The 12167-nt window shown below is 41.5% G+C and carries 7 protein-coding genes; all 7 read right to left on the bottom strand.

Annotated features, from left to right (window positions below; genetic code table 11):
* Positions 1-51 precede the first annotated feature (51 nt).
* The 7 genes from DW904_RS21575 to DW904_RS21550 all read right to left on the bottom strand — a co-directional run bounded on the left by DW904_RS21575 (position 52) and on the right by DW904_RS21550 (position 12035).
* Positions 52-7587 carry an InlB B-repeat-containing protein gene (locus DW904_RS21575; protein ID WP_118584192.1) on the bottom strand — a complete coding sequence of 2512 codons (7536 nt, stop codon included), beginning with the start codon at positions 7585-7587 and terminating at the stop codon, positions 52-54.
* 14 nt (positions 7588-7601) lie between these two features.
* A complete protein-coding gene (locus tag DW904_RS21570) occupies positions 7602-8282 on the bottom strand; it encodes a hypothetical protein (protein WP_118584191.1) in 681 nt (226 codons plus the stop codon).
* 289 nt (positions 8283-8571) lie between these two features.
* Entirely contained in the window at positions 8572-8778 is a 207-nt protein-coding gene (locus DW904_RS24385) for a phosphatase PAP2 family protein (RefSeq protein ID WP_243110538.1), read from the bottom strand.
* A gap of 128 nt (positions 8779-8906) precedes the next feature.
* On the bottom strand, positions 8907-9080 hold the full coding sequence (locus tag DW904_RS23190) for a hypothetical protein (protein ID WP_173717811.1): 174 nt from the start codon (positions 9078-9080) through the stop codon (positions 8907-8909).
* A gap of 554 nt (positions 9081-9634) precedes the next feature.
* The gene (locus DW904_RS21560) at positions 9635-10090 is read right to left on the bottom strand and encodes a hypothetical protein (RefSeq protein ID WP_118584190.1); all 456 of its coding nucleotides are present in this window, start codon (positions 10088-10090) and stop codon (positions 9635-9637) included.
* Positions 10091-10197: 107 nt separating this feature from the next.
* Complete coding sequence (locus tag DW904_RS21555; RefSeq protein WP_202017067.1) at positions 10198-11148, bottom strand: PD-(D/E)XK nuclease family transposase; 951 nt, start codon at positions 11146-11148, stop codon at positions 10198-10200.
* Between the two features lie 473 nt (positions 11149-11621).
* Entirely contained in the window at positions 11622-12035 is a 414-nt protein-coding gene (locus DW904_RS21550; RefSeq protein WP_195991006.1) for a tyrosine-type recombinase/integrase, read from the bottom strand.
* Positions 12036-12167: the final 132 nt, after the last annotated feature.

Raw genomic sequence — 12167 nt, 5'->3', positions numbered from 1 at the left:
AGCGTATGCGGAGGCGCTTCAGAGGCTTCTTTATCAGTATAATCACTACATTCATCTGAAGCTGGAAGAGGACGACAGCGCGTTGGCGAAAAGCCTGACAGGGTATTCCGTTGGAGCTGATGCTTCTGTCGGAGCTGGTGCGTCTGTCGGAGCAGGTGCTTCTGTTGGAGCAGGTGCTTCTGTCGGAGCAGGTGCTTCTGTTGGAGCAGGTGCTTCTGTCGGAGCTGGAGTTTCTGTTGGAGCAGGGGCGTCCGTTGGAACTACAGGCTTATAGTCGACATGAATATAAATCATCAAGTTTTCAACAACAGCTTCTGAATAGTTTACTGTATCTTCCGGAGTAAAGGTAAGCTTATATGCAAATCCTCCACTCTCTTTAGTGATGACTTTGTCCTCAACAGGTGTTGCCTTCCAGGTTCCCACAATAGTTTCGCCAGTAATTGGATTTTTCGCTTCAACCCAGCCATTAATCTCTGCATTTGAAAGATAACTTCCAACCACATTTCCTTCATTATCTTTTGAATTAAATAGTTTTCCGCTGAAATCTTTACACGTCAATGCAGGTACCGCCTTCTTTACTTTTACGGTAAATATCTCTTCAATCGGTTCTACATTTTTTGCCACGCTTTCATCAGCAGGTTGAAAAACTGCTTGAAGCTTATAAGCGTTTTCAGTAACTGCCAGCTGCTTTTTCTCGGATTCTTCAAGCTTCCACTGCCATTCTCCGGCTGTTTCCATCTCTGCGACCTTCACCTTGATTCCGGATATCATATCTTTTGCAATCAGAGTTTTCTTTTTCGCTCTGTCCGGTTCTGTTTCTGACGTCAATCCATCTGAAAGCATCTGCCCATAAATCAGGGTCAGTTTTTCCGGGTCCGGAGTTCCTGTAATGTCTGCTTTGGCTTTTTGAATCTTATAGGGCAGGATCGTAATTTTTTCTTCACTTTCCGGCCATCTGTACAGTGCAGGATTCTTAAGTTCCATCGTTACATTGTACTCTCCAGCATCTAAATGCTTTTCATTTTGAACTGTTTTATAGAATTCCGTTTCTGGAATAACCGGAGCCTGTTCCTGCCCATTATAGACCATTTCCGGGATCTCAGGAGGCGTCACCACTGCTTTTATTGTGGATACGGTTACTTCTGCCTGGATTGTTTTAAATCCAGCTGTATTTTCTGGAATAAACAGCATTGTGTATCGGATTTCACCCACCTGGTCAAGTACTGTCTCAGGATTTTGCCATTGCCAGGTTCCTGGAATTTCTTTCTGATTGTATGTAGCTTTTCCATCGGTTAAGACCGGATCCTTTTCTGGTGAATTTTGGATATCCTTTAATCTGGTACCGATTTCAAATTCCTGTGCTACGGTTGGCACAGTTTCGATCACTGGCGTGATCCAGTAGATAGAGGCTGTTGTTTCAGCTGTAGTATCCAGAAGCACATACAGGTTATCTGCATTTTGGTCTTCCCGAATTTTATAACCGCTGAAGGTAACTTTAAGGTTTTCACCAGGTGTTTCCTGTTCAAACTTAAATATACCGTCTGTCAGTTCCAGATTTTCCAGTTTCATACCGTCGCCAGCACGTGTCAGTTCATAGGTTCCGGTGGTGGTAACATTGCCTTTTTCGTAATCACGGCTGTTGGCTTTACAGCTTACGCGGACACCAATCTGCGTTCTTACTGGAAGGTCAAATTCTACAGGAAGATAAATGTTGGCTTCAGAAGGCGTAAATACAACCGTATAATTTGCATTATCGGTTCCGTTATTTTCTCCAGATGGTTTTACTTCCGGAGTCTTCCAGCTGAATTCCCCTGTTACTTCCAGCCCATTCCATGTTACTTTTCCGCCTTTCAGGACGCAGTCAGATAACGGTTTCTGATATTCCAGAATGTTTGTTTCAGGTTTCGTTCCTAACTCCGGTGTAAGCTTTCTTATTACAGCCTGATAGGTTCCGGTTTCTGTATAGGTATTCCCAGTCGAGGTTGTAACTACTGCTTCAATGGCCAGGATATATGTGTAAGCATCCGCCAGAGGTTCTCCTTTGTCCTGAATCTTTGCCGTAATGGAGATCAGATTCTGGTATTCTTTCAGGAATTCATTTTGTCCCAATGCTTCGTTAATAACAGAAACCGTGGAGTTTTCTACCTTTTCTTCCATTTTTTCTATTGGCAGATAATTTTCAATGGAATCCTCATAATCTCCGTTAATTATTTCTATCAGCTGGGACAAAATCTGATCCGTCGGAACTGGCTCACGGATACTTGCTGTTGTTTCAGCTGTAGTATCCAGAAGCACATACAGGTTATCTGCATTTTGGTCTTCCCGGATCTTATAACCGCTGAAGGTAACTTTTAGGTTTTCACCAGGTGTTTCCTGTTCAAACTTAAAGACACCGTCTGTCAGTTCCAGATTTTCCAGTTTCATACCATCGCCTGCACGTGTCAGTTCATAGGTTCCGGTGGTGGTAACATTACCTTTTTCATAATCACGGCTGTTGGCTTTACAGCTTACGTGAACACCAATCTGTGTTCTTACTGGAAGGTCAAATTCTACAGGAAGATAAATGTTGGCTTCAGAAGGTGTAAACACAACTGTATAGTTTGCCTTCTCAGTTCCGTTATCTTCTCCGACTGGTTTTGCTTCCGGAGTTTTCCAGCTGAACGTACCTTCTATTATTTCTCCCTTCCAGATTGCCTTTCCGCCTGTAATTGTACAGTCACTTAAAGTCTTGCCATAACCCAGCAGTGCTGTCGTCGGAACTTCCTCGATTTTTGGAGTGACCATTCCAATAGAGGCTGTTGTCTCAGCTGTTTCATCCAGAAGCACATACAGGTTATCCGTGTTCTGGTCATCCCGGATCTTATAACCGCTGAAGGTAACTTTAAGGTTTTCACCAGGTGTTTCCTGTTCAAACTTAAATATACCGTCTGTCAGTTCCAGATTTTCCAGTTTCATACCGTCACCGGCACGTGTCAGTTCATAGGTTCCGGTGGTGATAACATTACCTTTTTCATAATCTCGGCTGTCAGCTTTACAGCTTACGCGGACACCGATCTGTGTTTTCACTGGTAATTCAAATTCTACAGGGGTATAAAGCTTTGCGCTGTCACCATCCGGTATAAATGTCGCTTTGTATTTTGCGGTTCCGTTATCTTCTCCTGCAGGCACAAGCTCCGGTTCATTCCAGCGGAAGCTTCCGGTCACCTTGTTTTCTTTGTAGGTCACTTCGCCTCCCGTAAACGGACTGAGCGCCAGTTTTTCCTGATATTTCAGGTTTCCAGCCAGTGGCAGTACCGAAACCTCAGGTTTCATTTTTCCCAGTACAAAACTGCCCTTGGCAGTACCTTCCCATTCTTTTCCAGCCAGATCTTTATAAAGGATATCTGCCTGGTAAGTATAGATATACTGGTTTTCTGTCTCTTCTACTTTGTCAGAGAGCACCACATGGAAAGAAATCCGGTTCCCATACAGCTGATACACATTTTCCTTTTCCAGGATTTCTGTCAGTCTTCCAGTGATTTCTTCCTGGAGCTTTTTGGGGGTATTTTCCAGTGGAAGATACTTTTCCAGGGAGTCCGTATAATGATTGGATAAAACTCCTGTTATGGATTCCAGTATCTGCTCCGGTGAAACTACAGGTTCCCACTGTGCATAAAGTGTACTGTCTTCTTTTAACTTACGGTCAAATTCATACGGTTCCCCGCTTCCATCTGCTGTCAGATACCAGCCTTTAAATACGTAACCAGGCACAGACGGATCCTCTGGTACTGTTACATCCTGCTTTTCTGTGGAGTAAATGGTCTTATAAACCCCGTAATCGTCTAAATTATAATCAAATGTGATCTTATGGCGTTTATAGGCCCGAAGGACCAGCGTGATATTTCTCTGTGGCATGGTAAAGGTGATTTTATTCTCACCAGTAACGCTGTATTTAAAGTTATCATATGTACTGACGACTTCCAGGTCACTGTAATCCGGGTCCAGCACAGTCCTTATTTCCACTTTCGTTCCGGAACGGATCTCCTCAGAACGGATCAGCACATTTCTAAAAAATGATTTCCGATATGCCTTAAAAGTCCTGATTCCGTCTCCAGCCTGTATGACAAGCTGTACCTGACGGAGATCAAGTTTCAGGTAGACGTCTTTCTGGCTCTCCCTGCCGGTTATGGACAGGCTGGTCTTCTGATCCGGTTCGTTATTTACGGACATCATCACCGCCTGCTGTTCCCCGTTAAAATCCCGTTTGTTTATGGTGAGGTCATAGCTGCCGTTCTTCTGCTTCTTAAATTCCTTCACGGTACCGTCCGCAGCAGTTACCCACAGCTTATAAGTGGTATCTGCTTCTTTCCCGTTCAGGCTTATGTGATAATTTACCTGGCTGCTTTCACCCGGAAATCTGTGCACATAAAGATAATAAGTTGTTTCATAATTTTGGTCATCCGCAAAAACTTTATATCTTAAGGTTCCATTTTGCGCATCCAGTGAACAGTCCTTCACGGAACCAATTCCGGATTGTAGGGAACCGCTTCCATTTATCCACTTACATTCCATACCTGCCAGTTCCGGATAAGCATCTTTTGCTTTCTGGATGATCTGGTTTAAATTCAGGCTGACGGTTTTCCACTCTGCTGTTTTCTGGCCTGTACTTAGATAACTGGTAAAAGTGTTCTGATAAACCAGGGCATTGTCCCAGCCGGCAGGATCCAGTCCCCATTCGTCTGCGCACCAGTCCCTGAGCACGACTTTCATCGTGTGGTTTGTGGTTGCAACATAAATTTTTTTACTAAGATGGAACCTGCTGACCTGCTTTTTCACGATAGCAGATTTGCTGTTGTTGGTATAAGTTACAACAAGGTCCAGTTCTGCCTTTTTACAGTTATATTTTGCCGCTAGGCCCTGATCCAGATAAATAAATCCGGGGCTGGTGTTGTTCTTTCCGTTTCCTACATAAAAGAGTTTTGCCAGGGGATCTTTGTCCGATACTGCTTTCCCATCAACTTTCAGATTCTGGATCTGAAGGGAAATACCTGCATCCTTCTGGGTCGCCAGAACGAAGCTTTCTTTGCATGTGCCTTTCGCCATATCCCAGTTTTTCATCGGAATGGAAGAAAAACCGAAGGAATCTTTTTGGTCTGCATTTTTGGACACAACCTTCCACATGTCAGCCAACGTGGTCTGGTTCATATAGGAAAAACCGCTGGAATAGCTTTTCGACCACAACGGCCATCTGCCGCTGTATACGGTCCAGCTCTTTTTCTTGGTCTTAAAGATAAGCTTGACTTTCAGCTGAAGCTTGACAACCACATCAATACCGACCTCAAATTTCAATGCGCCCAGCTCTGTGCTTGCACCGCTTACCAGATTCGCGGTGTTATAATAGAAGCCAGACAATTCTGCGTAAGCGTAGACGCTGCCTTCTATGCTGGTGGAGATGAAGCCGCAGAAGGTAATGGAAATCGTAACACGGATTCCCACCCTTGCCCCTACTTTACCAATCAGGTAAACACTGCTGGTCACACTGCTTTCCAGCTTCTGTGTATAGGAGCTTCCTTCAAACTTCAGGAACTTATACTCAAATCCAATGCGTTCTCCGCTTTTTACCTCAATTTCCACGCCAAAGGTTGCCAGCACACCGACCTGGCCCACAAGGTCAATATCCACACCCAAGGTAATGATTCCGTAGAAAGAGAACCGCAGCTTCAAAAGAACGACGTTGAAAATATCATTGTAGACCAGGGAGGAATTTACAATGGAACCAACTGTCTTCATTAGTTCGGAAACATTTTTGTCATACTGGCTGTAGTCGTTGGAATCCTTTAACCCTTCTGGTTTTACGATCTCGGAAAGTGTTTTCTTCGCATCATTGAACAGCTTTACAGAGCCGCCGGAGGATGCGGTAACCGTAAGGGAAATCTTGGATGTGGAACGCAAAGTTACGGACATATCGATCCAGAATTTTCCACCTTTTACATTAGTCTGTACGGACAGGCTCTGGGTAAAGGACAGTTTAGGTGAAATGGTAAGAATCGTCTTCGAACCGTTCTTAATGGCTGCACTTGCCGAGATGCTAATCGTCGCAGTTACATTGCTGCCGGATGCAGAGATCTTTACGGATGGTTTGCCCGGCTTCAGGGTGGCATTCATTCCTGCCAGGGAATAAACTCCTTCCCCGTATTTTTCATTGATCATCTTCTGGGTTTCCTCAGAAGTCATAACCGCCATCAGCATCTGGGCTTTTAATTCCTCGTTTTCCTCTACCTGGCTGACGATTTTGGATTCCACTACCTGGAGTTCTTCTTCGGACAGCTGGCTCTCCAGATCTACATCATCTGTAGTGTTTACATCAAAATCTGCCAGGTAATCCTGTGGATTGGCATATCCGAACCAGATCCTTGTCTGATCCCCTTCGCTCTGGACATCCACAACCTGAGCAAAAAGCACATATCCGTCAAAAGAGCCTTCGGTATAGGAATCCATGCTCTTTTCATCCCGGCCGATTTCGCCGTCATAAAAGGCTACGATTTCCCCGGGCTCATAGTTAAGCGTCCCATTTACAAGAAGTTCCCCAGGCTCATATGCCGGAGTTTCGGTTTCCGGTACATCCTCTTCTGTTTCAATTTCCGGTTTTTCTTCGGAAGGAAGTTCTTCATTTTCTTCTGTTGTTGTGGAAGGCTCATCCGCTTCCTGCCGGGAAAGAATTTCCTTTTCTTCCTCCTGAAGGAGTTCAGTTGTTTCTTTTTCTGTTTGTCCTGCTGTTTCTTCTGAATTTTCTTTCTCAACAGCAGGGGTGTAGGATATTACCTGGTCCCAGAGAATATAATCGATATCTTCTGAAAAACCAACAATCTCCACCTTCTCTTTATAAACAGAAACTGTAACTGAGCGAACATCTTTGGAATAATCTGCAAAATTAATTTCTTCAGGAAGCCTTACTGTAAATGTGGCTCCTGGCTCAAATCCTTTTTTTCCATCTTTTTCGTAATATTCACCGAAAATGAAGAAACCGTTCGGTGTCTTTTTTACAGACAGGATCGGATCCAGATCACCGGCTCCCGGCTCTAAGGAGACAGCGGACAGAACCTCGTCTTCTGTCATTTTGGTATCTGTAATCAGCGGGATCTCTCCCTGCCAGTCGAAATCATTTAACTCCGCACAGCTTCCATCCTTTTCCTGGCTTACGGCTTCGTTGGAAGTAAAAAGCGCATACAGAGTCATATCTTCCTGAACTGGCTCTGTATATGCAAATGGTTCGGTACACGTTTCATCACGGCACCATCCGCCGAAGGTATAGCCGTCCTTACTTGTAGAAATGCTGGATACCGGTTTGGAAAGAAGTGTTTCCCCTTTTGCAAAGGTAAGAGGTGCTGCCGGTGTACCACCAAACGTTTCAAAGGTAACAGTCACAGCTTCAGCAGCATCTGTAAATCCTGCATATAAGGTCAGAGGTCCGTTCACACAGTCAAACTGGGAATATACTTCTGTGCAGGCTGCATCCTGATACCAGGTAGTAAATATGTATCCTTCTTTTTCCGGCGTGATCCCGGTAACATCCACCGGAGTTCCGGGAACTGTCTGACGGACAGCCACTTCACTGCCATCAGCTACAAATGTAACGGAGTAAGTTCCAGTTTCAGAGAGCTTGCTGCACCACTTGGAAGGGTTTCACTGCTTCCGTCTGGTTTTTCCAGTTCCAGTGCTTTTCCGGACTGGTTTGTTACTTTACAGGTGGCGTAAACCGCCAGGGAACTTACCGGTTCTTTTACTTCCACATCTCCGATGGTTCCGCTTCCTTCCAGTGTTACTGCCTGGCCGCCGTTTAATTCCAGTTTGGAAATATTCGTTTCAGAATCAATCTGCAGGGAAGACTCTTCTGTCTTTTCCCCGACTATCAACAGCTGGTCTGCTTTCACACCAGTGAAGCTGATCGCAGTACCCTGGCTGATGTCCAGTGCTTTCGCAGTAACATTAGATAGCTGGATCTTTGTTGTATTGCGGATTGTGATGGTTCCTGCTGTGATGCCGGAAAGATAAACCGACCCACATGCAACCAAAATGGATTTGGAATCATCCGACACCCGTAGTTCATCGGCCTGTTCCTGGGATGTGATCACGTAATCGTAACCATCTGTATCAATTCCATCCAGAAACCTGCTATCCACGGTCGTTTCTGCTTGATCCGAAAATCCCTGATTTTCAGTTCCTGCAAGCACAGTACTTCCCATTGTGGTTGTCAGCATAACTACCACCAGAAAGAGTGCAATTGTTTTTCTGAAATGCTTCATACATTTCCTCCTCCCTTTTGGCAATGCTTTTGCCTTTTCTTGTAATTACAATGATATTTTAACTATTGATTATAGTCAATTATATATTATTTGGTACCTTTAAGCAACTGTTGTTTGACAATTTTATGGCAAATTTCCAATAAAAAAAGGAATGCTCACTCTGAACAATCCCTTTTTATAAAACTTTATTCGTTTTTCACACGATACAAAGGATGATTCTTTTTATTATCAGAAACAGCAACCCTACTGCTATTGCATATGTTTCTCTACCCGTTTTTTCTCCAATCTGTCACTGATTCCTACAGCAAAGTAAAGCGGCTCCCCGATATATTCCAAACAATCCGAAGCTCAATAGAACACCTCCGATGATGTCTGTACACCAGTGTACACCACATAATAATCTTCCACATATCATAAACAAGGAAAAAAGAACAGAAAAAATATTAGTTTCTTTTCGTAACCAGTAATTCGAACTCCTATGATTTGCCTGATACATAAGCGAAAGCATGACACTTACCTGATTGATCTTAATCTGCATTTGCCAGTTTACTACCCGGTAAATCTTAAAAAGTTTTATGATGTCATGAAATTCTGTATTTTCTTCCCCTTTGTATTCTTTCGATATTACTCCTGCTCGTCCTCTTGACATTTTTCTGCCTCATCCTTTCGTAATTTCATCTTTTGTTGAAACGCCTTCTCCATTTCGTCGTCCACCACACTAGCTCTGATAAGGCAGCAATACATAAGCGTAATCACCACTGCCATCAGAACGAAGAACACAAGCCAAAATACCCACATTCTTTTATCCCTCCGTTTTCATAATATGGAGTGGTTCTTTACTCTCCTACTTATAAATAATAAAAATTTTCGACGAAAAGTGTAAAAATTTGAAAATAAATTGCGATTTTTTTAAGATTTTCTCGATTTATAAAAGAAATGGAATTGAAATGTGATTACCACTTTAGATTTGCAGGGTTTGATGATATAAAATGATTTCTGTATCGATATAGGGAAATAGTTGAATTTCTATAATAAAATTGCCATCCGACCAGATATTTATCCAACCAGATGGCGACAACTTCTTCATTTATGCTGGCAGCAAGTCCGCATTTTTAATAATTTCTTCAATCTGTTTTTCTTCCATTCCCGCTACATCAGCGATCTGAGCGATTGTATAACCCTTGCTGTGCATTTTTACAATCATTTCTTTTTACCAATCTCAATTCCTGTCTCAATTCCTGTCTCAATTCCAGTTTCTTTAATTTTCTGACTTAAATTACACATAACACTCACATCCTCTCTAAAGTCTTATTCCATTGGAATATCATATTCGTTTCCGATGATATTGCATTTTATCTGCCAGCCCTAATATAAAACAATGGAACCCATAATTTTGTTTTTATTTTCTTACCTTCCACACTATAGGCTGTCACATCACAAGTTTCAAATTTTTCTTGATTGCAATGGTGTTGTAGAGCATCTGCCTCTTGTTCCATAAGTGTATATGTGAAACTTTCAGAGGGCATAAGAACCTTGGCATTTTCTACTATGTGACAATCTACAAGCAATTTGTTTTTATAGCACAATTCAAAGCTCTCTAGTATAAATGGATTTTTACCTGTATTATAAATTTCAATTCCATGTTCTGATAAACTTGTTTTAGTACGGTATTCTTTATCTATCAGTTCCGTTTCTGGTGTAGAAACCATTTTAAAAGTAAGCTTTGGTCTTTCACGAAAAAACATCGTAATCTCATTGAAAATCCAGCCAACAATTACGCCTGCCAGAGTCGCTACTAATTCACGCATTTATAATCTCCTTTTGTTCAAGGAAAAGCTGTTCTCCTTTTATCTGGGAATTGATAAAAAGCCATTCAAATGAACATCCATTTGAATGACTTTTCCTTCACACAACATTATGCTGGTAGCAATTCCTCATTTTTAATAATTTCTTCAATCCGTTTTTCTTCCATTCCCGCTACATCGGCGATCTGAGCGATTGTATAACCCTTGCTGTGCATTTTTACAATCATTTCTTTTTTACCAATCTCAATTCCAGTTTCTTTAATTTTCTGACTTAAATTACACATAACACTCACATCCTCTCTGAAGTCTTCTTCCATTGGAATATCATATTCGTTTCCGATGATATTCAATTTTTCATTTACAGACAGATTCTGGGATAACAATGCTCCAAGTAATCTATGTAACTCGTATTTTTCTTCATGTTCAGGAAGCTCTTCTGCCAGTCCGATCATGACAATATTAATCAGATCCAACTTTCCCTTCCAGGCATGCGAATTGACAAGACTATCCTTTACCAGATGAATATGCTCCAAACTATTTTCCGGCATGTTCATACACACCCAGATGGAATAAACACGTTTGATATCATTATAATTTGAATTTGAAAAATCTTTTTCTTTCTGTGAAGAAATCATGCGACTCACATAAAAGATAGCTCGGTTTAAAATCTCATATTTCTCAGGCTCATCCTTTTGTGCTTCCACGTTCACAATAATCTGTGATAATCCATCTCTCATCCGTACATAAAAGATAATATCAAACCTTATAGTTCCTTCATGAATCTCCTGGTTTTCAGAATTAAAACCTACGACTCGCTGACTATCTTTTTCAACAACAGTATTCGTAAGCCCAGGTTCAACCGGAACAGTATTAATAAATGGCTCTCCTTCAATGTAAGATATTACATCTTTTGGATTCATTCCCATGAATTCATCTACTGTTTTTACCAGTATATGTGCCAGAATGCTTTTCTGACCAAGCAGTCTTTTCGCTCTCTCATCATACTGTGCATCTTTATCAGTTATGAGAATTGCATTCTTCGTTTCTGTATTCACTGGCATTACTCCTTTTCGGGTATATTCAAAAATCCTTTTCCGAATATAGTTATATTATACTCTAATTCGGCATTTGTAACAACTGCTAATTTATATACGTGATCTTGTATTATCACAGCCCAAATGAAACAGACCGAACCCTGCATAATCAATTATACTTGGTTCGGTCTTACTTTATAATAAAGCATATTGTACTTGAGATATGATCTATTAAAAAATTTTTTCTGGTTGTTTTACTGCACAGCTTACTGCACGGTTTTTGCAATAATCCCATGCCATGAACCGCCATTTAATGCTACTCATAAAAATCTCCTAGCACCTTCGAAAAGCCTTAAAAGATCGCATTTAACGGACATTTTAATAGCGAAACAAATCACCATTCCCATATGGGTGACATCTTAATAGTATCTGCGGAAGCCCTTGTTTTATGCGGGTTTGTGGCATCTTCCAAACTGTTTTGACCACTTTTTGACCACCTTTTAGTATTTTTTTATTATCAGTGTTATTTTCCATAATTTTCCTTTGTTATTTTTTTCTGGTATAGCCGGAACTTTTTCCTCTTCATATTTCTCGGAGAATTTATTAAATTCATCTGAAATATACTCCTGTTCCAAGTGTGTATAATATTCCGTCATGTTAACATGTGCGTGACCTACAATCTTGCGAACGGTAAATGGTGACATACCAGATTGATTCATTCTCGTGACAAAAGTATGCCGAAACTTATGTGGATGTACACTAAACAAATGTGGTTCCCGATTCGGCGTAGCAATCTGCTTCTTTGAGTATGTTTCCTCCAGGCGGTTCTTACTATCATCATAAAATACCGTCGTCTCATTTAAAGTTTTACAGACACGAATACGATGCTTTTCAAAATCAATATCAGACCACAAAAGTGCTGAAATTTCTCCTATGACAGCCTTACAGATCCAATAAAGTCGGTTGCTCTTTCAAAGCCGTCTACATATCCTCGGACTGTATTCGTCTTAATGCGTCCAATTTTATAAAGTTTCATCCATTCATCA

Origin of the sequence: Ruminococcus sp. AM42-11 (assembly GCF_003480145.1) — a bacterium.
GTDB classification, from domain to species: Bacteria; Bacillota; Clostridia; order Lachnospirales; family Lachnospiraceae; genus Blautia_A; species Blautia_A faecis.
This window is presented reverse-complemented; position numbering and strand designations above follow the sequence as displayed.

What these genes read in the sequence shown, in the direction of transcription:
- DW904_RS21570 (WP_118584191.1), bottom strand. Translation starts at nt 8,282, where the DNA reads ATGAAGCATTTCAGAAAAACAATTGCACTCTTTCTGGTGGTAGTTATG.
- DW904_RS24385 (WP_243110538.1), bottom strand. Translation starts at nt 8,778, where the DNA reads ATGTATCAGGCAAATCATAGGAGTTCGAATTACTGGTTACGAAAAGAA.
- DW904_RS23190 (WP_173717811.1), bottom strand. Translation starts at nt 9,080, where the DNA reads ATGTGGGTATTTTGGCTTGTGTTCTTCGTTCTGATGGCAGTGGTGATT.
- DW904_RS21560 (WP_118584190.1), bottom strand. Translation starts at nt 10,090, where the DNA reads ATGCGTGAATTAGTAGCGACTCTGGCAGGCGTAATTGTTGGCTGGATT.
- DW904_RS21555 (WP_202017067.1), bottom strand. Translation starts at nt 11,148, where the DNA reads ATGCCAGTGAATACAGAAACGAAGAATGCAATTCTCATAACTGATAAA.